This window comes from Maribacter sp. 4G9 (assembly GCF_002742265.1).
Classification (GTDB): domain Bacteria; phylum Bacteroidota; class Bacteroidia; order Flavobacteriales; family Flavobacteriaceae; genus Maribacter.
Window position 1 is genome coordinate 1 of record NZ_MDGL01000160.1, and the last position, 26,118, is coordinate 26,118.

Below are 26,118 nucleotides of genomic sequence, written 5' to 3' on the forward strand. Positions count from 1 at the left end.
GGCACCTGTAGCCCCCGTCCCACTTTAGCCAGGCCAGATGCGACAGGCAGCTGTCCGTGTCCGGGAATTTCTCCATAAAGTCGAAAAGGGACATGCTCTTGAATCTTTGCTCCATGTTCTTGATGTTTGTTTCCCCGAATTTACTACTTCTATCGTTATTGATTAAGTACCTAAGTCAATAGAAATATTTATTTTATTAGTCCTTGTTGTAATACATTTAAAGTAAAAATTATAGATACAACCTATGCTATATAATGATTTACATCACTACTTTTCATGGACTACAATTTCTATAGCAACATTTTTAAAATCCACTGAAGCAAACGTAAAAGAGCTTTTTGATGAGGATATGGAAATTGGTAAGAATCAAATTTTAGGTGGCACGATTGTTACGCATATTTCAAGAATGGAACATGAATTGAGTAAGGAAAAAGGAAAACCATGGCCAGGCATAGATAAGCATTATGGGGAACTGGAATTTCTTAATTTCACTTACATAAGACATTGTTTTGCTCACGCTGGAGGCAAATTATTGCCAAACCGAAAAGAGAGTATAACTAGTTTTCTTTCGGAGCTAAAAAAGGGAAACATAGTGAACCATGAGAATAAATCGGTAAAACCCTATTATGATGTAGATGATAAGGATTTTCTGAAGTTGGACGCCAGCAGCATTGGAAGACTATCAAACCTGTGTAAGGAGTTATTAGCTCTTAATGGAAAAATTGATAAAAAAACAGTTCACCCAAAAACTGATTGGATAATCTAAACGTTCAATAAAACGATTGTATGAGGTTTGATGATGATAAATTAAGAAAGATGATTTGGAAACACCACAAGGACAGTATTCCGGTTTATATTGGTATAGTAATTCTAGTACTTATAGTTTTACTCATGTATTATATTGATACGTCTTTCTAGCAAACGATGTGACAATGAAAAGTTTAAATAAACGATTGTAGAAATGACTGAAATTGACAAAATAGCGCTTATCGAAATCAAAGAGCATAAAATATTGAGTACAAAATCAATAGGTAGAACGAAATACTATATCCCAGGTGGTAAAAGGGAAAAGAACGAGACAGATGAACAAACATTGATACGTGAAATTAAGGAAGAGCTTTCTGTAGATGTAATTCCAGGAACTTTGGAATACGTAGGAACTTTTAAAGCACAGTCAGACGGAGCAAAGGATGGGGTACTTGTGAAAATGACTTGCTATAAAGCAAAATATAAAGGGGATTTGACAGCAAACAGTGAGATTGAGGAAATCAAATGGTTAAATTTAAAAGATATAGACCTCATATCTGAGGTTGATAAGATTATTTTTGGCCACCTAGCAGAAATTGGTGAGATCAACTAATATTCAAATAACCAATTCTATGAATAGTGTTACTGTTTTTTGTGGGTCAAGTTCAGGAGAAAATGAATTATACCTTCACTCAGCCAAATCACTTGGCATCGCCTTAGCAGAAAACAATATAAGACTTATTTATGGGGGAGCGTCAGTAGGTCTTATGGGAGCTGTGGCCGATGGAGTATTAGATTCAGGAGGAACCGCTATTGGTGTACTTCCCCGTTTTTTACAAGCCAAGGAATTAGCACATGATGGACTTAGTGAACTTATTTTAGTGGATTCAATGCACGAAAGGAAGACCAAGATGAATGAACTTAGCGACGGTGTTATAGCTCTGCCAGGTGGATTTGGGACCCTGGAGGAGTTTTTTGAAATGCTTACTTGGGCTCAATTGGGGCTTCATAAAAAGCCTATGGCCATTCTCAATGTGAATCAATTTTATGATACACTTTTGAAGTTTATGGAAAACATGGTAAATCAAGGTTTCTTAAAATATGAGAACCTAAAAATGATTTTGGCCGAAGAGAACATACAAGCGTTGTTGACTGCCATGAAAAACTATAGGGCCCCTGATGTCGTAAAATGGATTGATAAATAATCGACCTACATATGCAAGAACCTTTGTGGATTATTTTGGCATAACAAACCAAAGTTCAAATAAACGTTAAATATGAAAAAAGAAGAATCAAAAAAACGACAACGTAGTTTCTTTATCGGTATTCTAGTTGGGATTGTATTATGGGCGATAATAAAGGAGTTCGTTTGGCCTATGATTTCAGGTTAATTCATAAAATTCAATAAAACGATGATTACCTACCAAACTAGGGTAGTGTAATCCCGAAACATAAAAGTTCAAAAAAACGATTAATTTGAACGAAAAAGAGGACTACTTTAGGATTTCCAAAAATGGACATGTTCATACTTTGAGCAATCAAATTCCTTTCAAGTGGAAAGAAATGATAATTTGGACTTCTACTACATTGTTTCTTTTGATTTATTTTCTTGGAATTGGCGTTGGAATTTTTGTAGCATTTTTGACTTGGATAGGTTATATGCTTTACCGATTCGCAGCATGGATTTACCACTCAGAATTAAATATTGACGAGAAAAGTGGAAAAATAATTCAATTGAAAAAAACTCTAGGTAAAACTCGAAAAATAAACATGATAACCGAAAAGTTTGACCCTGAACGAATTGAATATTTAGAATTGATCCGAAGTGGAAAAACAAAATTCTTACTGAATTATCGGACGCATAAGGATAACGTGTTGCTAATTTTAAAGAGTAAAACGGACAAAGACCAGGTTGAAAAGTATATTTCAGAAAAAATAAAAATCCATTATTAAAGTATAAACAAACGATGAGTTAGTACAATATATCATAATTCCTTGGCGATAAATAGATTAATAAGCTAGCAGCTGATTTAAACATATTTTCCCATCTCGGGAAAATTTTAACATTTATCATTTCCCGTTTTGGGAAATGATAAATACCTTTGTCTTAAGGTATTCATATTGATTATGAGAATTTATTCAAAAAGCACTTTAATTGAATTCTGGAAAAAGAACCCAAAATCGGAAAAGCAGTTAAGGGCTTTTTACAGTATTATAAAGAACACTGAGTTTAAAAATTCTAACGAGGTGATTGCTTTATTTAACACGGCAGATGTTGTTAAGGATGGTAAAATAATATTCAATATTTGTCGTAACGATTTTAGATTGATCGTTAAATTCAATTATCAAAAACATGCGGCCTTTATAAGGTTTATTGGCACACATAAAGAGTATGATAAATTGAACATAGAAAGCCTTTAGTTAAATAGTAACATTTATAGTTCAAACTATAACAAAAGACTGTTAGAGTTATGGAAATCAAAATTATCAAATCCGAAAATCAGTACAGACAGTACTTAGAACGATTCAATAAAATATTCGATGCAGAAGAAGGAACACCTGAATCTGATGAGTTTGACTTATTGGCATTAGTAATTGAAAAATATGAGAATGAACACTACCATATAGAAGAGCCACATCCTTTGGAAGCAATTAGATTTATGATGGAGCAGAATGGAATTAGTGAAGGTGATTTAGGTAAGATTATAAATAGTAGGTCCCGGGTTTCCGAACTTTTCAGTGGAACTAGAAAATTGACCCTAAACCATATTAGGGCTATAAATAAAAGATTACACGTGCCAGCTGATATATTGATAAAAGATTACGAGGTTGGAGAAACACATCACGGTTTGTCGGCCTAAAATATCATATATAACTCTAATATAGATTTAATTGGTTAATAAAGGGCTCATGTAGTAAAGTTCAAATAAAGGATATGTAGTATCATTTGATAAATAAAAAAGAACTTCGGTAGCTTGTTACTATATAAAACCGTTGTGAAACATTTTTACAGTCTATCATTACTATTCTACAATTCAGCATTTATAAATATTATCAGTTTAAAAAAAGGTGGAGTTTAGAAGAAATAAACCAACTGAAATAATGAAGAAAATAATAAAAATTATCGGATGGGCTTTTTTAATTCTACTACTAGGTGTAATTACAATCGGAACATATTTTTATCAAACCGACCCAATGATAAAAGCGATTGTCAATAACGATGAATCTAAATTGTACTATTTCCCAACCAAAGAAATGGACGATATGGACGAATTGGATTACCTTGAATCCTCTTTAAAAGTTGAAGATTCGATTAAAATATATACTTATCAATTTAAACCAATAGGAGAAAAAAGAGCGAACATTTTTCTAATTCACGGAGCAGGTGGAAATGTAAGTACATATCGAAATCTGATTAAACCTTTAACTGATAATGGATTTGGAGTTTACGCATTGGATTGGCGAGGGTATGGGAAATCAACTGGAGTTCCCAATTACAAAGGAGTCATGAAAGATACCGAAATTGCATTTAAGGACTTTTCCACGAAAATAGCTCGGGATAGTTTAAAAACTATAGTTTATGGAATGTCATTAGGCGGTCCAATGGCCATTAAAATCACTAAGGACAATCAAAATAAAGTGAACTTATTAGTATTGGATGGAACGGTGGAATCTGCACAAAGTTTGGCAATTGATTATGCACCGGTTGAATATCTCAAAGAAAAGTCTAAAAAATCACCTGAAAAGTTTAATCAAGATTATGTTGGAGTTAGGGACATTGCGGAAATTAACAATATTCCAAAACTAATTATTCATAGCCGAATGGACAGAGATGTTCCTTTCAAGAGAGGTCAGAATGTGTTTAATTCGGCAAAAGAACCGAAAGAATTTTGGGAAACAGAAACCGACCATATAATGACATTGAGGGATTTATCAGACGAAACTGTAAAAAAGATTTCCGAGAAAATACATTAACTACATTGGCTTCTAGGACAACCCTGCCAAATTTGTAATAGTTTAAATAAACGATGCCTAATACTCCTTAAACTGGGGGGTAATTCCGAAAGTAATTAGAATTCAATGAATTATCAATAACTTATATTTGGCTTAATAGGTACAAGAAATGAAATATATTCGGTTCATAATAATTATACATCTTTTCTACAGCTGTCAATCCCAAACTCCCCAACTATTAATTGAAGAACGTCTAATTTCAGATTGGTCAAAATATCCGATTTACCCAAGGTTGATAGATGACACCAATGGCAAAGCGAAGTGGAAAGAAAAATACCAATATTTAGATAGCATAAATGTATATGGAATAACCTATCTGAGCGATGGCCTTAAAATAAAAGGATTTATGGCCAAACCAAAAAAAGAAGGCAATTACCCTTGTATAATCTATAATAGGGGCGGTAACAGGGAGTTTGGGTCTCTCAATGCGGCCAACGGGGCAATAACCTTGGGACAGATTGCAAGAGAAGGATATGTGGTAATCGCTAGCCAATACAGAGGAAATGGTGGAAGTGAAGGACATGAAGAGTTTGGAGGCCGGGATATAAACGATATCCTTAACTTAACGGAAGTTTTGAAAGAAGTGGATGATGCCAATACGGAAAAAATCGGGATGTACGGATGGAGTCGTGGAGGAATGATGACCTATATGGCATTGACCAAAACCGATGCAATCAAAGTTGCCGTTGTCGGAGGAGCTGTTTCTGATTGTTTCGAGACAATAAGAGACCGACCGGAAATGGAGACCAACGTCATAGCCGAATTGGTCCCGAATTACGAACAATCAAAAGAGAAGGAGCTAACTAAACGGTCTGCGGTCAAATGGGCAAATCAATTCCCCAAAAATGTTCCAATATTGGTACTTCACGGTAATGCCGATTGGCGGGTCAAACCCGAACAGAGCTTGAGGCTGGCAATGGAATTTGAAAAATATAGGATACCTTACAGATTAATAATGTTCGAAGGTGGAGACCATGGGATTTTGGAGCATCGAAAGGAAGTGGACAGAGAAATAAAAGACTGGTTCGAAAAATACTTAAAATATGACGAGCCTTTACCTAATATGGAATACCACGGAAGATAAAATTTGTTATTAAACCCATTGGTTTAGTCTGAAAAACTAGTGTATTCAATTAAAGGGTACTACTATGTAAAAGTTCAAATAAAGGATTGTGTTTTATTTCAATCAACGTTCCAATTCTTCTAAAAAGCAAAATGATTTCTTTGCAGATAATATCCGCATTTTTCTTTTCGGTGAAAATGGTAAAATGACCTCCATCTAGGAAAAATACCTTACCATTTGTTGATAAGGACGCCATTTCTTCCTGCATCTTTTTCCTTTCGGTTCTCATATTTTCTGGATGTAAACCCATTTTTCGAAGAGCTCTTTCGTTTAAATGTGTTCCGGAAAAAACCCTTATCGGTGAACTATCAGTTTCCATTACTTTTTTGGACATTTCTTCCAATGACCCATGCCACTTACGCTCTTCCAAGTAACCCCATAGATATTTACCACTGGAAAAGTAGTCGTCATATCGATTGGTAACTACCTCAGGGACCCCGGGGGCTATCATAACATTATTCCCGAAAACTGATGTATATAAGTCTAAGACTCCTAAATCCCCTAAAATAGCACCCGCATAATACATTAAATTTAACCAATCGGGAGATGGTGGCAACTTTAGCCGTTCGCGTTCGTCAGGATGCCCAGAATCAATTAGTACCATAGCGGCCACTTCGTTCGGATAGCATTGTTTAAATACTCGAATATAGTGGCCGCCGTGTGAGTGTCCGGCCAGAATATAGGGAGGTGATTCCCCTGTCCTTTCCAACAATTTGTGCAGTTCATGGGCAACAGTTTCGGGATCGCGTGGCCCATCGCTTAGTTCACTATAACCTATACCGGCACGGTCATAGCGAACGACTCGCATACTATCACGAAGGCCTTCCGCTAGCCAATAATAGTATTCACTGTGAGCTCCTGCGCCAGCTTCAATCACCAAAGTTGGTTTGTTGTTTCTTTCACCCGTACTATTTATATGTAGTTTGAAACCTCCAACGTCCACCAACTTTCCTGGCGGTTGTGGTTTGTTTCCAAATAAACGAAGGACCAAACCAGCTATAATAATTAACAGAAACAACGATGCAATCGAAATACCGACCCACTTTAAGACCTTACAGATTATTCTCATAATAATTTATAGTTTTATCATTTTAGCCAAACATAAATTCACTGAAAGACTGTTTGAAATTATTTTGATGAACCATCCATAAAGCCGCATCTGTAGACATGATTCTTTGGCCAATAGGATTCGACCAAATTAAGGGTATGTTCGACCCAAAATCCATAGTGTTGGTCAAAGAGATTATACGACCGGTATCAATATCCATATTTTTGCCTTATGAAAAGTTCTTTTGCAAAACACCGTAAGGCCCTATATAAATTATTGGCAGTATTTGGGTTGCTAGTTGTTATGCTTGCGATACCACATTATAAAGGTATCTGGGATAGCGCTTTTACTATCCCGCTTTTGATTCTATTCTGGCTTGGGGTCGCTTACTTTGTCTTACCCGAATTTTTTAAAAAATATAGGTTCCCTATTCTTTTCATATACGGATTGGTCATCACTTATAATTTTTACGTTTTTAACATGACGTCTGACCTCCCTGAAAATCACCGATTGAATTTGACAAATTTTATGTTCATTCCGATTCCGATATTTGCTGCCTTGTGGACTTATGAGCAATGGCGTTGGTTGAAAACGCTAAAGGCAGATATGGCAAAGGCAGAATTAACTTTGCTTAAAAGTCAGATCAATCCACATTTCTTTTTCAATACCTTGAACAACATTTATGGATTGGTGGTTGAAAAATCCGAGCAAGCCCCCGAAGTGGTCTTAAAATTATCTGATATGATGCGTTACACCATCTACAATGGAAAAGAAGATTTGGTGCCATTAGAAGATGAAATCAACTATCTCAAAAACTACATTGGACTGCACAAAATACGCTATCAAAAAAAAGTGGAAATTGTATTCACCCATGAGGTTCACGAGGGTATCAAGGTCGCACCTTTGTTATTTATCAATTTATTGGAAAATGCCTTTAAGCATGGTGTAGAGGAAATGCGTGAGAATGCTTTTGTTCGTATTAATATGCAATCGAAAGGAAAGCAGCTCTTATGTACGATTGAAAATAGTTTTGACGAAAGGGAATCAAATCACAGTAAGGGTATAGGGTTAGAAAATTTGAAAAAAAGACTGGATCATTTATACCCAGGTAGACATGAATTGATTGTAGAGAAAAAGGAATTTATTTATAAAGTCCAGCTTAATCTTGAAATACTATGAAATATTGCATTATCGACGATGAACCCATTGCCCACCGAATCATCGAAGGGTATTGTAAAAACTTACCTTATCTCCAAAAGAAAGGAAACTGCTACGATGCTTTTGAAGCCATACAATTCATGAATAGTATTCAAGTAGATCTAATTTTCTTGGATATCAATATGCCCAAGCTCTCCGGATTCGATCTATTGAAAACATTGTCACAACCTCCAAAAGTAATCGTGACTTCTGCGCATAAAGAATTTGCCTTGCAAGGATATGAATTGGACGTTATTGATTACTTGTTAAAACCTTTTTCACTTGAACGATTTTTAAAGGCAATGAACAAAGTTTCAGAAAATAATAGCCTAAACCAAATTTCTTCGCCAGATAGTCAGAAAAGTAGTTTTTTTTTAAAGGGCGACAAGAAAATTCACCAGATAAGTACCGATGATATTCTGTTTGTTGAAGCATATGGTAATTATTCAAAGGTGTTTTTGACTGAGGAAATAATTGTCAACCACGAAAAAATTTCTTCTTTGGAAGCTTTATTGCCCGATTCTGACTTTCTAAGAGTGCATAAATCTTTTATTGTGGCCATCAATAAAATAAAAGTGATAGAAGGAAATAGAATAGCAATTAAAGAGCACTTTGTTCCTATTGGACAAACATACAGGCAAAGGTTAAAACATCTCTATCGCATTTAAAGATGATTTTATAGGTATCTTCACTAAGCGACAGTTTGAATAGGAAATAATAGACATTTGGTTATTTTAGTATCTTTCTTAAAGTTCAAATAAACGATGGGAAGTATTTATTTAAAAGTAAATCAAGCGTCTGATAAATTTAAAAAAGATCTAAGTTCTTTGTCCGACAGTTCGAGTAAGGGGATTTATAAAATGTATTATTTTGAAAATGGACACGCAAGGTCGATTAAACGTCTTTTTTCAGAGGACCCTAGGGGTATACTTTATATTGGAATGACCGAGGGTCCATTATTAGAAAGGGTATCAAATTTGCAAAAGGCGCTAGTCGATAACTGGCAAACCAAAGAAGGTAAACCAGCTTCTTCTGGCCATACTCAAATGGGAAAAAAATATTACCGAATCAGAAAGAAGATTGATGTTGATAATCTTTATATTCAAATATATCCCAAAGAGAATCCAAAGCAAGCTGAAACAGATTGTATTGAAAATTATGTTAAAAGATTTGCGGAACTTCCCCCACTAAATGGTCAATACGGATCACACAATCCAGATTGGTCAATTTTTGATTAAAATGAAAGTTCAAATAAACGATTATGAAAACTTCAAACAATATTACCGGAGTAACGGGGGAATATTATGTGTGTGCTGAACTAGGATACAGAGGTGTTTTGGCAATCCCGACACCCAAGAACAATCCTTTATTCGATTTGTTAGCAACTGACTTAGAGGCTAATAAAATGATCGCTATTCAAGTCAAAACTATGTCAAAAGGAAACAAGCAGGGCTGGAGATTGAACAAAGGAATTACAATTCGAAAGAATAACCCGAACCTTTTTGTGGTGCTTGTAAACTTATTGGAAAAAGAAAATTGTGACTATTACATTTACCCATATGATTCTTTAAGCGAAAGAGTAGAAGAAATCTATAAAAAGTATATCAACACCCCAAAAAAGGATGGATCTGCTAGAAAGGATGTTGATTTTAGATGGTTCAATCATAATGACTTTTCTGAGGAAGATCAGAAGAAGAAAAATAACTGGGAGCTGTTACCATTTAAACTTAAATAAACCATGAGCAAAGAAGAGCAAATTAGATTTACTAAAATGACCAAAAGGTCTCTTAAAGAATTTAACCAAATTGAAGCTCAGGGATGGGTTGTAAATATTTCGGTTCAAATAGAAGATTTGATAGATGATATCCTTATAGAATATTTCCAACCTAGTGATAGAAGAACTTTCTTAAATGTTTTGTTGAATAGTAGCGTAATGCATTTTGGTGGAAAATTGAAGGTGCTAAGATCTATAGGAATTGATGGTGGAATATATTCAAGTTTACAGAGAATAGGGTCAATAAGAAATGCTTTTGCACATACGAACATAAGTCATTCTATGACAATAACTTGGGATCCCGAATCTGATGCCAAGACCGATGTCAAAGATGTAATCAATGTAATGAACAGCAATGGAGAAATAAAAAGCAAAGACCCTTATAGCTATATGGTTGAATTCCTAGAACTATATAAGCAGGTTGAGCCAGTATTGAAGAAAATGCGCGACGACATATTCGAATCATTGAAAAAGGATTAATTAAAAGTAAAAAAAACGATGAAACTCTACTGCTACATACAAATGACTGTTGGATATATTTTGATAGCCCTTGTTGCGCTATTTGCAACTAAATTGTTAATCGTTATCATAGAAGGCACACCAGTTACCGAAAATAGAACATTGTTTAGATACATCGGGTCGGGTTATGGACTTCCGATACTTTTAGGATTTATTATCCTTTCAGGAGCAATTATGGTAAATGGCGCATTGAAAAATCTAAAGTCAAAATAAACGATGGATCCAAGAATAATTTTGGGCAAAATTTTACAACGTTTTTCAGATAAAGGTTTCTGTCAAGTTTCAGGTTATAATAAATTTAAGTATTTGAGAGAGAATAAAAATGCGGTTTATGTCGGAAGGGAAAAAGGTAAAGATACTCGCATTGGATTCGGGAAAGTAATAATTGGAATTGAAGCGTTACAGCTTAATCCTGATCTTTATAATGCAGGGCCAAATGCCTTGAGGAAATTTGGTATAACCCACGTTAATAGTCCAGTTTGGTCTTTACTTCATTTAATGGCAATGGAAGATTATAAATAGAAAAGTTCAAAAAAAGGATGAGCAACTTCACTAAAATTCTACTTACAATACCATCTATGATTGGGCTTGTTTATATGTGGACTTTTATATATCCAAAATCAATTGCCTGGATTTCAAATAATATTGTTGCCTATGAGTTCCAAAATCCATTTGTCACCAGTTTAATTTTGATTCAACTTGGATATTTGATTCATAGGTTATGGAGCTTCAAAAACATTCAAAAGGAAAAGAAAACTAACTGGACATTATTACTCGTTATTTTCAACGTTGTAACAAGTTTAATTTTTATTTGGAAAAAGTACAGCGAATTTGAACAACACGATAAATACTCTCTAAGTAGTGAAGAATCAAGTAATAAAGTATAATAAAGGATGAGACTTCAGTCATTATTCAATAACCGAACGGAAAATCTTGGAGTGAAAATAAGTTTAGTGGATTTGAAAGAACTATTGAATGACGGCCACAAAAAGTTTTACTTCAAATGGCTGTCTGAAAACAGCTTCGTGATAAGTTTAAATTTTTCGTTTGGAACTAATTTGGTATTTGACACGAACTATCCAAATACTAAAAGTGATATTATTTTTTACGGGAGTTTGGCTGAGATGGAGGATTCAAAAACAGAAATCAAACTGAAAACGAATAAGAAGTCTTTTCTTCTGGTGCTTATGATAGTTCTACCTGTCTTGGTTTTAATACTTCAAAGTTTCCTAAAAATAGAATTCCCTGTTTTATTGATTGCCTTATTCTTGTTTCCAATTCTAATTATTGGATTACTGAATTTTGTTAAAAGTGAGGAGAATAGATTATTAAGAGCTTTCATGGAATTCCTCAACAATAGATTAAATTCATAATCTTGAAAGTTTAATAAAAGGATGGGTGAATTCCTTCCCAATTTACCGTACCGCAACCATACAGTAGAGTTAAAATTGACAATCACTATTAGTTCCTTAAAACGTCAATTAACGATACTACTAAAAAGAACGGGAAATAGAACTGGGTATTTATATTTGCCAGGCTACTTATAAGTTATCCCTAAAAACGGCCGTTAAAATGAACTGTTTTTAAATGCACCGAAAAAGTTTTCTCTTACTAGAGAACTGTGTAGGCAATCAATCAGCAACAATCTTCGTTATTCTGAATAGGTGGACAAGCGACAGTACCGTAGGAACAAAAGACACAACAATCCCCTTCTTTTGGCTTAAGGACTTTTTTGCAATTGTCACATTCATAAAAGAATTGACAGGCCGTTGTTGGCATTTCCTCTTCTTTTTCAAGCCCGCAATTTGGGCAAGTAATTGTTGATATTAACTGAGGTCTCATTATTTGACTACTTTATAAGCTGTACTGTTTATGGCTTTTTTGATTGCGGGCAAATCGGTTTTGGTCTTGTCAAATTCCACTATGGTGTTGGCATTTTCGTAGCTGGTTTTTACCGAAATAATTCCATCCAACTTATTGACTTCACTTTCTACGTGTGCCTCACAACCCACACAAGTCATTCCCTCAACATAAAACGTGTGCTTTTCGATATTGGATTGAGAGACATAGACGATGTCCTTTGTGGGCTGTGCATAAAATAAGTTGGAATAGTACGGGAAGGCCAGCATCAATCCCGAAAATACGGTTACGATGAACAAAAATTGTTTGGATTGCCAAAATGTAGGTTTCGCATCATCGTCACAGGCACAATCTATTTCTTCCTTTGTTTTTGGCCGTAATTTCTGATACCATGCAAATACCAAAACAATAATGGTCAAGCCGATAAAATAGGGTCTAAACGGCTCGACCCAGGAAAAGGTAGATGCAATGCCGCTTGTTCCAGCAATCAGTGCCAAGACAGGGGTAATACAGCATATTGATGCTGCAACTGCGGTAAAAATACTGGTATAGGCCGCGGTGTTTGAAGTATTATTCGATGCCATAATTTAAACTTTCTAAGCTGTTTTCTTTCTTATCGAAATTGAACTGAAAATTCCATTTAAAGTATTATCCTCACTCTTTACCAACGAATAATATAATGTTTGACCTTCACGTCTCGATGTGATAATTCCTGCATCCTTCATTTTACGGATATGTTGGGATACCGCGGGGACACTCATTTCAAGAATGTCAGCAATATCGCAAGGACACAATTCATTTTCTATGTTCAAAAGAAATAGGATTTTCAGTCGTACCTCACTTCCGGCAAGGGCCAAAATTTTGCTCATGGCCTTAAAACTATCGGAAGAATTTTCTATTGTCCTCTTGCACCGTGATATTTGTTTATGGTCGGCTTCATTCCGGGTACAGGTTATTTCCAAGCTCATCAATTTTAACTTAACGCGTCTACAAATATATCATTATTTAAGCAAATACTTATATACTAAAACTGTAGACATATTATTTAGGAAGTTGGATTGGTTCTTTGTTTTAGTTTTTATAGACGAATGCCTACCGAGTTTTTGTAGCACCAGTGAAAAAAATAAGGGACTATGATATTTCTATTTCGGATTCTGATTCCAATGTCCGGCAGCAATAAGTAGCCTTTTCATTTGAATAAGTTGGTCTTCATCTTTGAAATATTCATGACTTAGCATTTTTCTCAGTTGACCAACGGTTTCTTTTGAAGTTAATCCCTTTTTTTCAAAAAGTTCGGTAAATTTCTGAAGTTGCTCTAACTTGTACTTTGCCTTTTCAACAAATTGTTCCCCATTTTCAGAATCCTCGTAACTCGATTGAATTTCAAAATGTCGTTCTATCGAATCGAGTTGATTTTACGCCGCGTATTGATACCGGATTATCGCAAGTAATTAATGGTGCATCCTCATCATTGATTCGGTGGACATTTATAGTACAATCATATTTGAAATCCACAAATTCTTTCCATTTTTCCAAATGTTGAACCAAGAATTTAATCCTGTTACGCTCTTTAAATTCGTGTCTAACTTTACCAATATCCTTAATATTGAATTCGTGCTTTTCTTCTTCAAATGTAAATTTCACATCGCCGTTTTCGTCGGCGTACAATAACATTCTATCTAAAATTTGGTCGGTAAATGCGTTCTGATGATTAAGAAACCTCGGGGTTCTAAAATAAAGGGATAGGCAGACGTATAGTACTTGCCTTTTTTGCTCAGAGGTCAATATCTTCACATTTTCATCGACAAGTAGTTTATAAATCTTAGGGAATTCAGAATCGACGTGTTCGGCATAATGATATTCCAAATCGTATTTCCTATCAATCTCGGCATTCGGAATCGTATAAAGATTTTTCTGAAAGCAAATACTTTTTGTACTAATCTGTTCAAGAAGCAAATCATCTTCCAATCTGTAAGCATCAACAAAATAGTTGCCGTTATTACCTTCAACACCAAAATTTTTCAGGTAAGACCGTGGTATGTAATGTTGCTTGATGGGTTCGTTTTTAGCCATACATGAAATAATGAATTTTCATGAATGTACTAATTCCATTCCATCTTCTGCAATCGTATCGCATTCAATATAGCCAAAAACGCCACACCCACATCAGCAAAAACAGCTTCCCACATTGTCGCTAATCCACCTGCACCGAGAATGAGGACTATGACCTTGACACCAAATGCAAGCGCAATATTTTGCCAGACAATTCGTCGCGTTGAACGACCAATTTTAATCGCTCTTGCAATCTTACTGGGTTGGTCGGTCTGTATGATAACATCGGCTGTTTCAATGGCGACATCGCTTCCTAAACCACCCATCGCAATACCAACGTCGCTTGCTGCCAAAACGGGTGCATCGTTTATGCCATCGCCGATAAATGCGACTTTCGTATCAGGTTGTTTTTTGAGCTTTTCAACTTCGTTCAATTTATCTTCAGGTAACAACCCACCTTTTGCCCAATCGATATTTAACTCTTTTGCAATCTGTTGTGTAATTGAGTCTTTGTCGCCTGATAGCATTATAATCTTTGAAATTCCCGAATCTCGAATTTGTTTAATGGCTTGGTGCGCATCATCCTTCAGTTCATCTGCAATGGTTACATAACCTGCGAATGTTCCATCTATGGACACCATAACGATGGATTCTACAATACCATCTGTTTCCGAAGGGACTTCTATGCCATTTGAGGTCATCAAAGCTTTATTACCTACCAATACCGTTTTCCCATTGACCGTTCCTTTTAAACCTTTTCCTGCAACTTCTGAAACATCGGTCGCCTCGTAATCCGAACCGTCTGCTTTATATTCGAGAATCGCTTTTGCGATAGGATGCGTGGATTGTTCTTCCATCGCCATGAGGTATTTCATAAATTCGGCTTCCTCAAATGTGAAGGAATTGATTTCTTTGATTTTAAAAACCCCTTTGGTAACGGTTCCTGTTTTGTCCATTACGACCGTGTTTACTTGGGTCATTGCATCTAAAAAGGATGCACCTTTAAAAAGAATACCGTTGCGAGATGCCGCACCCAAACCGCCGAAATAGCCCAGAGGAATGGAAATGACCAGAGCACAAGGGCACGAAATCACAAGGAATATCAACGCTCGGTACAGCCAATCCCTAAACACATAATCATCTATAAAAAAGTAAGGCAGAAAAGTAAGTCCGATAGCGAGGAATACCACGATTGGTGTATAAATCCGTGCAAATTTTCTAATGAACAATTCGGTCTTTGATTTTCTGGCGGTTGCATTCTGCACCATATCCAAAATTCGTGCAATGGAACTGTCTTTAAATTCTTTTGTGGTTTCAATCTCGATTACGCCATCAAGATTTATGCTTCCTGCAAAAACAGTATCACCTTTAGCAATAGTATCAGGTTTGCTTTCGCCTGTCAAGGCAGCAGTATTAAAAGAACCCTTTTCAGAAAGCAGAATGCCATCAAGCGGAACTTTTTCGCCCACACGCACCTGTATCTTTTCGCCAATCTCAACAGTCTCGGGATTTACTGAAACAAAATCGCCATCACGATAAACCAATGCCTCATTCGGACGAACATCAAGTAAGGCTTTTATATTTCCTTTTGCTCGGTTAACGGCTGCATTTTGGAAGAGTTCGCCCACAGCATAAAACAGCATTACGGCAACACCTTCGGGATATTCGCCAATGGCAAATGCACCTAAAGTGGCTATGGACATTAAGAAGAATTCCGTAAAAAAATCACCATTTTTAATACTTTTCCAGCCTTCTCTTATCACCGGAAAACCTACAGGGATATAGGCTACCGTGTACCATACTACGCGAATCCATCCTTTGAAGAAAGGAAACGCATCAAAGTAATCAATAGCGATTCCGGCTATCAACATCACAAAGCTGAAAATAGCCGGTAGATAGGTTCTAAAATTTGAAATTTCTTCAGGGCTGCTATGGTTATGGCCATCGTCGTGACTGTGCTCGCCTTGTTGTTTTTTTGGTTCTAAGTCACGTAAGTTTATTTTTTTCTTTTTCATATGTTCTAATCAAGTTTGATATCATTTTAAAAACTACTTCGATAATTTCAATATTCTCAATGCACCGCGCATTACAAAAGTGAAAACGATGCCGCCAATCACTAAATCGGGCCATTTACTATTCAGAAAATAAACCAGCACCCCAGCTACTATAACACCACCATTAACAATAATATCATTGGATGTAAAAATGGCACTTGCCTGCATATGAGCCTCTTGACTCTTTGCCTTGTTGATGAGCCAGAGCGATATCAAATTACCTGCCAATGCGAAAATTGAAACGATAATCATCCATTGAAACAAGGGTGTTTCGGTATTGCTAAAAAACCTTCTCAAGACCTCTGCAAACCCAAGTGTTGCCAATGCCATCTGAAAGTATCCGCTGTATTTCGCAACCTTCTTTTTTCTTGAAATGGCACCGCCTACCGCAAATAGGCTTAATGCATATACGATGGAATCTGCCAGCATATCTAATGAGTCTGCCACAAGACCCATCGAAGAAGAAATCCAACCGGTGGTCATTTCGATAACGAAAAAGCCAAAGTTGATGCCCAAGACCCACCATAGGATTCTTTTTTGTTTGGATTGGTCTTCCATTACGGGTGGTTCGGCTTCTGTGGTTCCTTCTAAGGAATCCCCAAGTTTTAAGCTGGCTATAGACGTTTTTATCGCCTTGACGTCGTCCACGTGATATACTTCCAATTTTCTGTTTGGAATATCAAAATCCAAGTGTTTTACTTGAGCATAAGACTCTAACTTCATCCGAATCATCTGCTCTTCTGAAGGGCAGTCCATTTTAGTTATTATAAAAGTGCTTTTTTTCAAAATCAATCTAATTTGTTCGTTTGTTTATTAAAGTAAATTACTGCTGCATTTTTCGCATATTCCCGTAACCACGAGATTAACATCCTCTGCCAAATATCCATCTGGCAAATTGATATGCGGGATTTTTTGTTCCGTTAAACAAACTGTTTCGTCACAGTTAGTGCAATGAAAATGCAAGTGTAAATCTTGATCTATCTCGCAATTACAGCCTTCTTCACAAAGTGCGTATTTAGAGATTCCAGTTCCGTCATCTATGTGATGCACCACGTTTTTTTCTTCAAACGTTTTTAGGGTTCGGTACAATGTGGTTCTATCCGCTTTTGCGAAAGCATTCTCAATATCAGTCAGGGCGATGGCGGCATCCCTATCGGCCATATACTTATAAATCAAGATGCGCATTGCGGTGGGACGCACGTTATGGTCATTTAATGTTTTTTCAATTTCAGTCATTTTTCGCGATGTTATAATTGATATTTTTAGCTTTATTGTAGGCTTCATAGCCTTCTTTTGCAGCGTACGGAACGATAAGTAATGCCGCCACAGGATCTGCCCACCACCAGCCTAACCAGTTGACCAATAGCAATCCTATAAGTACGACCACGGTTTGGTATAAGCAAATAAAGGTGTCTTTAGCATCAGCCAGCAAGGCTGGACTGTCTAATTTCTTTCCATACTTTCTTTTGAAATAGATCAGGATAGGATTTACAACCAGGGAAACCAATAATATAATCAGTCCCATCGTGCTCCAGTTTGCGGTTTCTTTATTTATAAGCTTTGTAATGGAATCGTAGGAAATGAAAATACAGATGAGCGTAAAGGAAACTGCAATTACGTTTAACGTGATTTTTTGTCTTCGTTTTACTTTTTCTTCATCGATACCTTTAATCTCGCCGTGTAGTCGCCAGCCTAATGTTCCCGCACTAACCACTTCAATCGTGCTGTCCAATCCCCAACCTATCAGAGCCGAACTATTTGCCGTAAATCCAGCAATAAGCGAGACCGCAACTTCAATAACATCGTAGATGACGTTCCAAATCTGTAAGGTTCTTGCTACTTTTAAGTTTTTCTTTCTTTTTTCTTTCATTCCATTTTAATCATCGTCACCAAGTTCCCCTTTTTTCATCTCTCCCATAAGGTAATAGGCATTATTAAAGGCAAAATGAGTATTTGGGTCTGGGGTTTCAAAAAAACGTATGGCTATCCAGTCACCATCCTTCTCGCCCGTAGTGACTTCTACTGGTATAAAACTCCAAGTGTTGCCTTCCCTTTGCGCTTTAAACACATAATCCCTACCACCTTCTGTAATAATGGCACTTTCTGGTAATGCGGTTTCAGCGGTTTCATCGTTATCAACTTCAATCCTACCTTTAATGTACATTCCTGGGATAAGACCACCACCTTTGTTCTCAATTTCTGCGTGTACGTGCACCGCTTTGGGATCTTGCTCGAAGGTTTTTCCTACTGAATAAATTTCGGCAACGAGTTCCGTTCCTGGTCTTGATTGAACGCTAAATAGTACTTGTTGACCTTTCTTTACCCTATCAACATCTTTTTCGAAAACCATTATATCTGCGTGTACGTGGTCTGTATCTACTATTTCCATTAGGTTGGTCTGTGGCTCCACATATTGTCCAGTTTTTATAAAAACTTTTTCTACAACCCCTGCAATGGGACTGCGCAATGCAACACGCTGGTAGATAGTGCCATTGCGCACGCCATTCACATTGATGTTGTACTGTCGCAATTGTGCTTCCAGCCCGTTTACCATTGCGGTAGATGACTGATAGTCTGCCGTTGCCTTTTGGAAATTCATACCAGATGCCACACCAGCTTCATAAAGCCTTTTTTGACGTTCGTATTCTTGTTTTAAAAACCGACTGTTGCTGTGTGCATTTAAGTAATCGCTCTGTATCTGTATGATGCTGGGATGTGAGAGATAGGCAACCGCTTGATTTTTTTTCACTTCATCACCTTCTATTACTTCTATGGATGCCACATTTGCTCCTGTTATGGCGGTAATGGATGCTTCGTTTTGGGGTGGTACTTCCAGCGTGCCATTTGCTTCTACATAACCGCTCATATAACGTTGTGAGAGCGTGTCAATTTCCATCTGTAAGGCTTCAAACTGCTGTGCCGTGAGCATTACTTCCTTAGTTTCGCCTTCCATATTATCTTCTTCATCTTCCCCTTCAGAGTGATTTTCTTCTGTTTCAGAATGGGTGGCTTCATCGTGGCCATCTTCAGTTTTTGACTCGCCACAGCTGAATAATGTCAATGCCATAAGCATTGTGGTAATCGGTATATATTTTAATTTTTTCATCTTTTTTTAGTTTTGGAAATATTGTAGTTTAAACAAGGCTTCTAAATAATTATCGAGTGCGTCCAGCGCATCCATTTCGGTCTGTATGGCATCACGTATAATTTGCGTGAATGCTGCATAATCAAGCGCACCTTCTTTGTAGGCGAGCAATGCGCCTTTGCGCTGGTCTATGGCAAGTGGCAGAGCTTCGGTTTTATAGAAAAACCAAGTATCTCGCCATCGTGTATAATTTTGCTGTGCTTGTGTATATTGGGATTGCAGCTCGCGTTGTTTGAATGCGGCATTGGTTTCTGCAATCTGTGCATCCAGTTTAGCAGCTTTTGCGCGGCTGCGGTCTGGGCCAGAAAACAGCGGTATGGAAATCCCTGCCTGATAGGTGTAGAAACCACTATCGCCATTTACACGTTGCAGGCCACCTTGCAGATTAAACTGGGGCAGTAAGCTTGCCCTTGCTGCATCATAGCTTGCTTGTGCTTCGTCTATACGCTTTCGCGAAAGCGATAACTCGGGATGTTCATCCAATGTATCATCAGTCTCTAACACCGAAATTTCGGTAGCTTCAAATTCATCAGCTACGGTGTACATCGTATCTGGTGTCAACCAAAGATTGAGTTTTTGTAATGCGATTAAATAATCTGTTTCTGCCTGCTGAAACCTGTTGGTTATCTGTAACGCTTGATTGCGCGCAGCAGCATATTCCAGTCTCGAAATGGCTTCGACTTCAAAATTGAGTTCTACAGATTGTGCAAATTGACCATAAATGCTGTCCAGTTCTCGATAAAGAACAAATTTCTTCTTTGCCTGAAAAGCTTCTGACCAGGCTTTTTTGACTTCCAGTTCTATCTGGATTTCAGATAGGTCAAAAGCTGTTTCGGCTAACTGGATGCGTTGTTGTTGCAAGCGTTTTTTGGCACCTATTCCCAATAGATCAATATTTTGTTGACCGATACCTATCAAGGTATAAATGCCCTGACCATCTGCCACTTCTTCGCCACCTGTAAATACTTTAGTATTACCGAAGTCATAGGCATTGCCCGTGAGTGCGCTCTGTCTTTCTATTTCGAGTTGGCTCGTCTTGAGTGCTGGATAATTCTCTTTGGCAATTTCTACAGCCCGAGATAAGGTAATGGGTGTAATGCTATCCTGAACAATGAGGTCTGGCACAGGTGCTTGTGTTTGTTGCGCTTTCGCCAAAGCGGTACCACCTAACATAAAACCAAGTATTAAAATCGTGGTCAATGCTTGCGGATTAAACGAACCAATCTTGTTCTGGTCTTTACGCTCACGTCGCTTTTCTATAAAGATATAGAGTACAGGAAGTACTATCAACGTGAGTAGGGTGGCCGTAAGCATCCCACCAATAACTACCGTAGCGAGCGGTTGTTGCACCTCTGCACCGGCTGATGTGGAAAATGCCATAGGTAAAAACCCAAAAATATCTGTGGTAGCCGTGAGCATAATGGGGCGAATACGTTCTTTAGTCCCTTGAAATATTCTATCCTTTATGCTTGTAACACCTTCTTCCTTTAAAGAATTAAATCGGTTAATAAGTACCAGCCCGTTAAGAACTGCGACACCAAATAGCACAATAAATCCTACACCTGCCGAAATACTAAATGGCATATCTCGAAGCCATAAAGCAAACACACCACCAATGGCCGCCAAGGGTATCGCGATGTAAATCATTAGCGATTGTGAAAAGGATTTTAAGGCAAAGTATAACAGTACAAATATCAAGAACAGGGCGATGGGCACAACAATTGTTAAACGATCCTTAGCGCTTTGTAGGTTTTCAAACTCTCCACCATAGGTAATATAATATCCTGATGGCAAGTCCAGTTCTTCATCTAACTTTTGTTGTATATCTTTTACAACAGACTCCACATCTCTGCCTCGTGCATTTACACCTACATAGGTTCTTCTATACGTATTGTCACGTGAGATTTGCATAGGTCCAGGCACGTATTCAATCTCTGCTATTTCAATAATGGGTACCTGGCTTCCATCCTTAAGATCGATGTACATCGTGCGCAGGTCATCAATACTTTTTCTATGGCTTTCATCAAATCGTACCACCAGATCAAATCGTTTCTCGCCTTCAAAAATGACGCCAGCGGTACCACCTGCAAAAGCAGTACTTATGTAATCATTTACTTTTTGAATATCCAGTCCATATTGCGCCATTTTATCTCGTCTGAACTTTACGGTCATTTGTGGTAGTCCAGCTGTACGTTCTGCACTCACATCGCCCGCGCCAGGAACGGTCTTTATAATAGCTGCCATTTCCTGAACCTTGTCTGATAACACCTCTAAATCTTCGCCATATAGCTTTACTGCAATATCCTCTCTTACGCCTTCTAAAAGCTCATTAAATCTTAATTCGACCGGTTGGGTAAATGATAAATTAACCCCGACGAGTTCATCATCCAGTTTATCCCTTATGGCTTCAATCAAACCTTCTTTAGTAGAAGCAGTTGTCCACTCGTCCATATCCTTATTGAGAATGATGTACATATCTGCAATATCCATAGGCATAGGATCTGTAGGTATATCTGCCACACCTATACGTGCTGTTACCGTTTTAATTTCAGGAAAATTTTCTAATAGGATAGTTTCTATTTTCTTTGAAACTTCAATGGATTCTGTGAGCGAGCTTCCTGGTCTTATAAACGCCTGCATTGCTATATCTCCTTCATCGAGCTGCGGCACAAATTCTCCACCCATATTAGAAAATATAAAACCAGCAATAATAAGTAGAACAGCAGAAGATGATAACACGATAAGCTTAAGCCGCAGTGCACCTTTTAATAATGGCTTATAAGCACTATGTATAGCACCAATAATTTTATCACTTATCTTTTCAAGCCAACGCTCAAATTTGCCAAACCAGCTTTTGGTGTTTTGAACTGGTTTCATAAAAAGCGCAGACATCATTGGGACATAGGTAAGACACAGAATAATTGCACCTATCATAGCAAAACCAAAGGTGTATGCCATCGGTTTGAACATTTTACCTTCTACACCTGTAAGGAAAAGTATAGGTGTAAAAACTATAAGGATAATGATCTGCCCGAAAAAAGCAGAACCCATCATCGTGGTTCCGGCATCATAGGCTACTTTATCCATTACGCCTTGATTGAATTTTAGCTTTCCAGACCTAATCCGTTTTTGGATCTCATACACCGTTCCTTCTATAATAATCACGGCACCATCTATAATAATCCCAAAGTCTATAGCTCCCAAGCTCATTAAGTTTGCCCATACATTAAATTGCTTCATTAATATAAAGGCAAAAAGCAAGGACAACGGTATGGTCGTGGCCGTTATGATGCCACCTCTTAAACTACCCAACAATAAAACAAGGGCAAATATCACGATTAGGGCGCCTTCCAGTAAATTGGTTTTAACGGTATCGGTCGTTCTGGCAATTAGCTCACTACGATCAATGATAGGGGCGATAGTGAGACCTTCTGGCAGGGATTTTTCAATTTCTGCCATACGATTCTTAACATTTTGAATAACCGCATTAGGGTTTGAACCTTTTAGCATCATTATTATTCCTCCCACGGCTTCCTTACCGTCTTGCGTAAAAGCACCATAACGTACCTGATTCCCAAAATGGACGCGTGTTGCAACATCTCCAATAGTTACGGGAATGTTGCCCTCGTTAATAATCGAAATATCTTTAATGTCTTCCAAAGAGCGAATAAGACCTTCACCTCTTATGAAATTTGACATTTTATTTTTTTCTATGTAAGCACCGCCTGTATTCACATTGTTCCGAGCGAGAGCCTCATACACTTGTGAAATACTAATACCCAAACTATTCAACTTATCTGGGTTGACAGCGACCTCGTACTGTTTAATACTGCCTCCATAAGAGTTGACCTCTACCACGCCTTCCAGTAATGTGAGTTGTCGTTTGATAACCCAATCTTGCACGGTGCGCAGTTCCATAGGCGAATACTTGTTTTCAAAACCCTCCTCTGGCTTTATAGTGTATTCATAGATCTGACCTAAACCAGTAGAGATGGGACCCATAGATGGACTTCCAAATTTTTCAGGGATAGATTCGCCCAGTTCGTTTAGTTTTTCCTGTACCAGCTGTCGAGGAAGATAGGTTCCCATATCGTCTTCAAAAACGATAGTAACTACGGAAAGGCCAAAGCGTGAGATAGATCTTATTTCTGTAACGCCTGGTAAATTACCCATAGATAGTTCTACGGGATAGGTTACGAACTGTTCAATATCTTCCGTTCCCAAATTGGGCGATTGTGTGATGACTTGCACTTGATTATTGGTAATATCTGGCACAGACCCAAGATTTACCGTTGCCATTGACCAGATACCGACACCTATAAGAGTCAATGTAAACAGACCGATTATAAATTTGTTATTGATTGAAAAATCAATGATTTTGTTAATCATAGATAAGGATGTTAATTCAGTTGAAATTCTTGTTGAGCACATTGAATAAAAAGCAATGCACAATGTTGACGAATCCAATAGATGGACACGTCAAAACAGGATATAGCTATCCTATGAAAACTGGATTATGCCCGAGGTGGCTGTAAAAGGGAAAGTGAAATATCCTTGCCCAAACTATCGAAGTGGATAAAATTTTCTAGCGAAACGATAGGCTCGATGGGTTCAAAAATAGCCAAACGGAAATCGATGGTATGTGAATGACAGCATTGGCACTGGCAGAATGGGGAACACAGTTCACAGTCTTGTCCGTGTTCGCCATCGAAATCCATTACAGAAACGACCTGTGTGCCTTCATCAACACTGCTGGCATCGCTACAAGGCACGAAATTGAGTGCCAGAAAGTAGATGGATAATATAATCGCAAAAAATTTCACCTTGCAAAGGTAAAAGAATTATAGTGCAATTGGGTTGCAAAGAATGGCTTTGAGCGTAGTTTTTTAAAAGGAACCTTTTTCGGCATTGTTTGATTTCTGCTTATCTTGATGTCTTATATTGAAAGTTCAAAAAAACGATGAGTAGTTTCGATACAATGGTTCAGAGAAATCTGATGGGCAAAAGGTTAGAGAAAGAAGGAAGGGTATTAGAAGCCAAAGCACTATATGAGGCCAATATTTCTGAAAGTTTTGAAGGAAGCTTTCCCTATAGAAGACTAGCAATCCTTTATAGGAAAGGAAAATATTCTAGAGAAGAAATTAGAGTCCTTGAAAAAGCGGTGTCTGTATTTCAATCACTTATCGAAACCGGTAGAGAAGATATTCGTCCAAAGCTAATTGAATTCAAGGAACGTTTGGAAAAAACAAAATTGTTAAACTCTAAATAAAAGATGGGTAATATCACTTTCATAAGCACGATTCACAAGGAAATTGGAAAAAGTAATGCTCATGAATTATATAAGATTATCAATAAATTAAGTCCAGATGTGATTTTTTTGGAGGCAATAGAAGAAACTTATTCAGAATATGAAAATTATTTGTTTTCGACATATGGGGTATTTCATGGTAAATTGGAAATTTCCGCAATTCAGAAATATAACTACAATACTTCCTTTCAATATATACCTGTCTGTGAAAATGGACTATCAGATGCATTTCATAAAAAAATCAAGTTAGTTAGTCAAAATACAGAACTACGAAAATTGATTGATAATTTTAATTATTTAGCGGCAGGAAATGGATTTGAATTCCTTAATAGTCTGGAATGTATAAATCTTCAAGAAGATATGAGGGTGTTGGAAAGTTTGATTTTAAATAATACCGAGTTAGATAAAACAGTTATGGCCGACATTGAAGCCTATGAAAAGCCCATGATGCATAATATCTATTCCTATTGCATCAATAACAATTTCAGTTCTGCAATATTTATGTGTGGTGCCGCACATAGAAAATCAATAATTGAAAAGATAGAAAAATCTAAGAACAAGAAGCGAGGGAACCTGTCATGGACTATTTATGGAAATTGATCTGTATCCTTCCCTAATAGTGTAGCTTTTCCTTTTTTCAGCTCCTGGTAATTCAGATGTCGTAACTTTAACTGAGAGTACAAATAAAGGATTATGAGTGTAAAAACTGAGATGACAACCATAGAGAATGGAGATATCTGATATACTTAAAATATTTAACAAGTCCCTAACTTCTCTTTTCAAGTACGATAAATGGTTGATTGAAAATGATTTGAGCGAGCAGTGTATTACTCATAAACTGGCCGAGCATCTACAGAGGAACTTTCTTGGTTATAATGTAGACTGTGAGTACAATGGGAATATTGATAGTGAAGGCGGTAAAAAACGAATAGTCGCTGTCAAGCGTAATTTGAAAGAAAACAATCTCATAAAAAGAAGCGAGGAATTAAGCGGACAAGATTTAATAAATAGGGCAGTCTTCCCCGATGTTATTATCCACAAAAGAGGATCAAATGAAAATAATTTATGTATCATAGAAGTAAAAAAATCAACCAACAAGTCAGATTTCAAATATGATGAAATAAAGTTGTCGGCGTACACAACAGATTATTATGGCAATGATTTAAAATATAAACTTGGAATATTTCTATGTATTGAAACTGGTACGTCTGATAAGGCTTTTGAAATAAAAACATTTATCAACGGAATGGAATATTCATTTTAAAATAGCCATTTTG

General features: G+C 37.0%; 31 protein-coding genes. 19 read left to right on the forward strand and 12 right to left on the reverse strand.

Going from position 1 to position 26,118, the window contains the following annotated elements; translation table 11 throughout:
- Window positions 1-244: 244 nt before the first annotated feature.
- From BFP75_RS16065 to BFP75_RS16100, 8 genes are all read left to right on the forward strand, one after another.
- Window positions 245-766, forward strand: a complete 522-nt coding sequence (locus tag BFP75_RS16065; protein WP_099546379.1) for a hypothetical protein — start codon at window positions 245-247, stop codon at window positions 764-766.
- 195 nt (window positions 767-961) lie between these two features.
- Complete coding sequence (locus tag BFP75_RS16070) at window positions 962-1,360, forward strand: NUDIX hydrolase (protein WP_099546380.1); 399 nt, start codon at window positions 962-964, stop codon at window positions 1,358-1,360.
- 19 nt (window positions 1,361-1,379) lie between these two features.
- On the forward strand, window positions 1,380-1,952 hold the full coding sequence (locus BFP75_RS16075) for a TIGR00730 family Rossman fold protein (protein WP_099546381.1): 573 nt from the start codon (window positions 1,380-1,382) through the stop codon (window positions 1,950-1,952).
- A gap of 271 nt (window positions 1,953-2,223) precedes the next feature.
- A complete protein-coding gene (locus tag BFP75_RS16080; RefSeq protein WP_099546382.1) occupies window positions 2,224-2,700 on the forward strand; it encodes a hypothetical protein in 477 nt (158 codons plus the stop codon).
- 174 nt (window positions 2,701-2,874) lie between these two features.
- Window positions 2,875-3,168: a type II toxin-antitoxin system HigB family toxin gene (locus tag BFP75_RS16085; RefSeq protein ID WP_099546383.1), complete on the forward strand. Its 294-nt coding sequence runs from the start codon at window positions 2,875-2,877 to the stop codon at window positions 3,166-3,168.
- Window positions 3,169-3,218: 50 nt separating this feature from the next.
- Entirely contained in the window at window positions 3,219-3,608 is a 390-nt protein-coding gene (locus tag BFP75_RS16090; protein ID WP_099546384.1) for a type II toxin-antitoxin system HigA family antitoxin, read from the forward strand.
- 241 nt (window positions 3,609-3,849) lie between these two features.
- Window positions 3,850-4,722, forward strand: coding sequence for an alpha/beta hydrolase (locus BFP75_RS16095; RefSeq protein ID WP_099546385.1), 873 nt, complete (start codon window positions 3,850-3,852; stop codon window positions 4,720-4,722).
- A gap of 148 nt (window positions 4,723-4,870) precedes the next feature.
- Window positions 4,871-5,845 (forward strand): alpha/beta hydrolase family protein, encoded by a 975-nt coding sequence (locus BFP75_RS16100; protein WP_099546386.1) that lies wholly within the window; start codon window positions 4,871-4,873, stop codon window positions 5,843-5,845.
- 49 nt (window positions 5,846-5,894) lie between these two features.
- Here BFP75_RS16100 and BFP75_RS16105 read toward each other — a convergent pair whose 3' ends face one another.
- Window positions 5,895-6,953: an alpha/beta hydrolase gene (locus tag BFP75_RS16105; protein ID WP_099546387.1), complete on the reverse strand. Its 1,059-nt coding sequence runs from the start codon at window positions 6,951-6,953 to the stop codon at window positions 5,895-5,897.
- A gap of 507 nt (window positions 6,954-7,460) precedes the next feature.
- Here BFP75_RS16105 and BFP75_RS16110 point away from each other — a divergent pair.
- From BFP75_RS16110 to BFP75_RS16145, 8 genes are all read left to right on the forward strand, one after another.
- Window positions 7,461-8,111 (forward strand): sensor histidine kinase, encoded by a 651-nt coding sequence (locus tag BFP75_RS16110; RefSeq protein ID WP_165776621.1) that lies wholly within the window; start codon window positions 7,461-7,463, stop codon window positions 8,109-8,111.
- Complete coding sequence (locus tag BFP75_RS16115) at window positions 8,108-8,797, forward strand: LytR/AlgR family response regulator transcription factor (protein ID WP_099546389.1); 690 nt, start codon at window positions 8,108-8,110, stop codon at window positions 8,795-8,797. The genes BFP75_RS16110 and BFP75_RS16115 overlap by 4 nt, the downstream gene beginning before the upstream one ends.
- Window positions 8,798-8,893: 96 nt before the next feature.
- Entirely contained in the window at window positions 8,894-9,367 is a 474-nt protein-coding gene (locus tag BFP75_RS16120) for a hypothetical protein (protein WP_099546390.1), read from the forward strand.
- A gap of 23 nt (window positions 9,368-9,390) precedes the next feature.
- Window positions 9,391-9,864, forward strand: coding sequence for an aspartate-ammonia lyase (locus tag BFP75_RS16125; RefSeq protein WP_099546391.1), 474 nt, complete (start codon window positions 9,391-9,393; stop codon window positions 9,862-9,864).
- Between the two features lie 3 nt (window positions 9,865-9,867).
- Complete coding sequence (locus BFP75_RS16130) at window positions 9,868-10,383, forward strand: hypothetical protein (RefSeq protein ID WP_099546392.1); 516 nt, start codon at window positions 9,868-9,870, stop codon at window positions 10,381-10,383.
- Between the two features lie 18 nt (window positions 10,384-10,401).
- Window positions 10,402-10,635, forward strand: coding sequence for a hypothetical protein (locus tag BFP75_RS16135; RefSeq protein WP_099546393.1), 234 nt, complete (start codon window positions 10,402-10,404; stop codon window positions 10,633-10,635).
- Window positions 10,636-10,638: 3 nt separating this feature from the next.
- On the forward strand, window positions 10,639-10,944 hold the full coding sequence (locus BFP75_RS16140; protein ID WP_099546394.1) for a hypothetical protein: 306 nt from the start codon (window positions 10,639-10,641) through the stop codon (window positions 10,942-10,944).
- A gap of 17 nt (window positions 10,945-10,961) precedes the next feature.
- Complete coding sequence (locus tag BFP75_RS16145; protein WP_123803493.1) at window positions 10,962-11,309, forward strand: hypothetical protein; 348 nt, start codon at window positions 10,962-10,964, stop codon at window positions 11,307-11,309.
- A 748-nt stretch (window positions 11,310-12,057) separates the two neighbouring features.
- Here the strand turns inward: BFP75_RS16145 and BFP75_RS22445 are convergent.
- From BFP75_RS22445 to BFP75_RS16205, 11 genes are all read right to left on the reverse strand, one after another.
- A complete protein-coding gene (locus tag BFP75_RS22445) occupies window positions 12,058-12,264 on the reverse strand; it encodes a GDCCVxC domain-containing (seleno)protein (RefSeq protein WP_099546397.1) in 207 nt (68 codons plus the stop codon).
- Complete coding sequence (merTP, locus tag BFP75_RS16160; protein WP_099546398.1) at window positions 12,264-12,866, reverse strand: mercuric transport protein MerTP; 603 nt, start codon at window positions 12,864-12,866, stop codon at window positions 12,264-12,266. The genes BFP75_RS22445 and merTP overlap by 1 nt, the downstream gene beginning before the upstream one ends.
- Before the next feature lie 12 nt (window positions 12,867-12,878).
- Window positions 12,879-13,250 (reverse strand): ArsR/SmtB family transcription factor, encoded by a 372-nt coding sequence (locus tag BFP75_RS16165; RefSeq protein WP_099546399.1) that lies wholly within the window; start codon window positions 13,248-13,250, stop codon window positions 12,879-12,881.
- Window positions 13,251-13,665: 415 nt separating this feature from the next.
- Window positions 13,666-14,355: a DUF4238 domain-containing protein gene (locus tag BFP75_RS16170; RefSeq protein ID WP_240531813.1), complete on the reverse strand. Its 690-nt coding sequence runs from the start codon at window positions 14,353-14,355 to the stop codon at window positions 13,666-13,668.
- Window positions 14,356-14,384: 29 nt separating this feature from the next.
- The gene (locus BFP75_RS16175) at window positions 14,385-16,349 is read right to left on the reverse strand and encodes a heavy metal translocating P-type ATPase (protein ID WP_099546400.1); all 1,965 of its coding nucleotides are present in this window, start codon (window positions 16,347-16,349) and stop codon (window positions 14,385-14,387) included.
- Between the two features lie 33 nt (window positions 16,350-16,382).
- Window positions 16,383-17,174: a cation transporter gene (locus tag BFP75_RS16180; RefSeq protein ID WP_181898143.1), complete on the reverse strand. Its 792-nt coding sequence runs from the start codon at window positions 17,172-17,174 to the stop codon at window positions 16,383-16,385.
- A gap of 27 nt (window positions 17,175-17,201) precedes the next feature.
- Window positions 17,202-17,624 carry a Fur family transcriptional regulator gene (locus tag BFP75_RS16185; protein ID WP_099546401.1) on the reverse strand — a complete coding sequence of 141 codons (423 nt, stop codon included), beginning with the start codon at window positions 17,622-17,624 and terminating at the stop codon, window positions 17,202-17,204.
- A complete protein-coding gene (locus tag BFP75_RS16190; RefSeq protein ID WP_099546402.1) occupies window positions 17,617-18,258 on the reverse strand; it encodes a cation diffusion facilitator family transporter in 642 nt (213 codons plus the stop codon). Before BFP75_RS16190 ends, BFP75_RS16185 begins: the two co-directional genes overlap by 8 nt.
- Window positions 18,259-18,264: 6 nt before the next feature.
- Window positions 18,265-19,494 carry an efflux RND transporter periplasmic adaptor subunit gene (locus BFP75_RS16195; protein WP_099546403.1) on the reverse strand — a complete coding sequence of 410 codons (1,230 nt, stop codon included), beginning with the start codon at window positions 19,492-19,494 and terminating at the stop codon, window positions 18,265-18,267.
- Window positions 19,495-19,500: 6 nt separating this feature from the next.
- Entirely contained in the window at window positions 19,501-23,922 is a 4,422-nt protein-coding gene (locus BFP75_RS16200) for a CusA/CzcA family heavy metal efflux RND transporter (protein WP_099546404.1), read from the reverse strand.
- 125 nt (window positions 23,923-24,047) lie between these two features.
- Complete coding sequence (locus BFP75_RS16205; protein ID WP_099189899.1) at window positions 24,048-24,356, reverse strand: DUF6660 family protein; 309 nt, start codon at window positions 24,354-24,356, stop codon at window positions 24,048-24,050.
- Between the two features lie 137 nt (window positions 24,357-24,493).
- On the opposite strand from BFP75_RS16205, the gene BFP75_RS16210 reads away from it, so the two are divergent.
- The 3 genes from BFP75_RS16210 to BFP75_RS16220 all read left to right on the forward strand — a co-directional run bounded on the left by BFP75_RS16210 (window position 24,494) and on the right by BFP75_RS16220 (window position 26,105).
- Window positions 24,494-24,802, forward strand: coding sequence for a hypothetical protein (locus tag BFP75_RS16210; protein ID WP_099546405.1), 309 nt, complete (start codon window positions 24,494-24,496; stop codon window positions 24,800-24,802).
- A 3-nt stretch (window positions 24,803-24,805) separates the two neighbouring features.
- Window positions 24,806-25,441, forward strand: a complete 636-nt coding sequence (locus tag BFP75_RS16215) for a hypothetical protein (RefSeq protein ID WP_099546406.1) — start codon at window positions 24,806-24,808, stop codon at window positions 25,439-25,441.
- Window positions 25,442-25,568: 127 nt separating this feature from the next.
- Window positions 25,569-26,105, forward strand: coding sequence for a hypothetical protein (locus tag BFP75_RS16220; protein ID WP_099546407.1), 537 nt, complete (start codon window positions 25,569-25,571; stop codon window positions 26,103-26,105).
- Window positions 26,106-26,118: the final 13 nt, after the last annotated feature.

Excerpts from the sequence above, each read along its gene's own strand:
- BFP75_RS16065 (WP_099546379.1), top strand. The coding sequence starts at position 245 with ATGCTATATAATGATTTACATCACTACTTTTCATGGACTACAATTTCT.
- BFP75_RS16070 (WP_099546380.1), top strand. The coding sequence starts at position 962 with ATGACTGAAATTGACAAAATAGCGCTTATCGAAATCAAAGAGCATAAA.
- BFP75_RS16075 (WP_099546381.1), top strand. The coding sequence starts at position 1,380 with ATGAATAGTGTTACTGTTTTTTGTGGGTCAAGTTCAGGAGAAAATGAA.
- BFP75_RS16085 (WP_099546383.1), top strand. The coding sequence starts at position 2,875 with ATGAGAATTTATTCAAAAAGCACTTTAATTGAATTCTGGAAAAAGAAC.
- BFP75_RS16090 (WP_099546384.1), top strand. The coding sequence starts at position 3,219 with ATGGAAATCAAAATTATCAAATCCGAAAATCAGTACAGACAGTACTTA.
- BFP75_RS16095 (WP_099546385.1), top strand. The coding sequence starts at position 3,850 with ATGAAGAAAATAATAAAAATTATCGGATGGGCTTTTTTAATTCTACTA.
- BFP75_RS16100 (WP_099546386.1), top strand. The coding sequence starts at position 4,871 with ATGAAATATATTCGGTTCATAATAATTATACATCTTTTCTACAGCTGT.
- BFP75_RS16105 (WP_099546387.1), bottom strand. The coding sequence starts at position 6,953 with ATGAGAATAATCTGTAAGGTCTTAAAGTGGGTCGGTATTTCGATTGCA.
- BFP75_RS16110 (WP_165776621.1), top strand. The coding sequence starts at position 7,461 with ATGTTCATTCCGATTCCGATATTTGCTGCCTTGTGGACTTATGAGCAA.
- BFP75_RS16115 (WP_099546389.1), top strand. The coding sequence starts at position 8,108 with ATGAAATATTGCATTATCGACGATGAACCCATTGCCCACCGAATCATC.
- BFP75_RS16120 (WP_099546390.1), top strand. The coding sequence starts at position 8,894 with ATGGGAAGTATTTATTTAAAAGTAAATCAAGCGTCTGATAAATTTAAA.
- BFP75_RS16125 (WP_099546391.1), top strand. The coding sequence starts at position 9,391 with ATGAAAACTTCAAACAATATTACCGGAGTAACGGGGGAATATTATGTG.
- BFP75_RS16130 (WP_099546392.1), top strand. The coding sequence starts at position 9,868 with ATGAGCAAAGAAGAGCAAATTAGATTTACTAAAATGACCAAAAGGTCT.
- BFP75_RS16135 (WP_099546393.1), top strand. The coding sequence starts at position 10,402 with ATGAAACTCTACTGCTACATACAAATGACTGTTGGATATATTTTGATA.
- BFP75_RS16140 (WP_099546394.1), top strand. The coding sequence starts at position 10,639 with ATGGATCCAAGAATAATTTTGGGCAAAATTTTACAACGTTTTTCAGAT.
- BFP75_RS16145 (WP_123803493.1), top strand. The coding sequence starts at position 10,962 with ATGAGCAACTTCACTAAAATTCTACTTACAATACCATCTATGATTGGG.
- BFP75_RS22445 (WP_099546397.1), bottom strand. The coding sequence starts at position 12,264 with ATGAGACCTCAGTTAATATCAACAATTACTTGCCCAAATTGCGGGCTT.
- merTP (WP_099546398.1), bottom strand. The coding sequence starts at position 12,866 with ATGGCATCGAATAATACTTCAAACACCGCGGCCTATACCAGTATTTTT.
- BFP75_RS16165 (WP_099546399.1), bottom strand. The coding sequence starts at position 13,250 with ATGAGCTTGGAAATAACCTGTACCCGGAATGAAGCCGACCATAAACAA.
- BFP75_RS16170 (WP_240531813.1), bottom strand. The coding sequence starts at position 14,355 with ATGGCTAAAAACGAACCCATCAAGCAACATTACATACCACGGTCTTAC.
- BFP75_RS16175 (WP_099546400.1), bottom strand. The coding sequence starts at position 16,349 with ATGAAAAAGAAAAAAATAAACTTACGTGACTTAGAACCAAAAAAACAA.
- BFP75_RS16185 (WP_099546401.1), bottom strand. The coding sequence starts at position 17,624 with ATGACTGAAATTGAAAAAACATTAAATGACCATAACGTGCGTCCCACC.
- BFP75_RS16190 (WP_099546402.1), bottom strand. The coding sequence starts at position 18,258 with ATGAAAGAAAAAAGAAAGAAAAACTTAAAAGTAGCAAGAACCTTACAG.
- BFP75_RS16195 (WP_099546403.1), bottom strand. The coding sequence starts at position 19,494 with ATGAAAAAATTAAAATATATACCGATTACCACAATGCTTATGGCATTG.
- BFP75_RS16200 (WP_099546404.1), bottom strand. The coding sequence starts at position 23,922 with ATGATTAACAAAATCATTGATTTTTCAATCAATAACAAATTTATAATC.
- BFP75_RS16210 (WP_099546405.1), top strand. The coding sequence starts at position 24,494 with ATGAGTAGTTTCGATACAATGGTTCAGAGAAATCTGATGGGCAAAAGG.
- BFP75_RS16215 (WP_099546406.1), top strand. The coding sequence starts at position 24,806 with ATGGGTAATATCACTTTCATAAGCACGATTCACAAGGAAATTGGAAAA.
- BFP75_RS16220 (WP_099546407.1), top strand. The coding sequence starts at position 25,569 with ATGGAGATATCTGATATACTTAAAATATTTAACAAGTCCCTAACTTCT.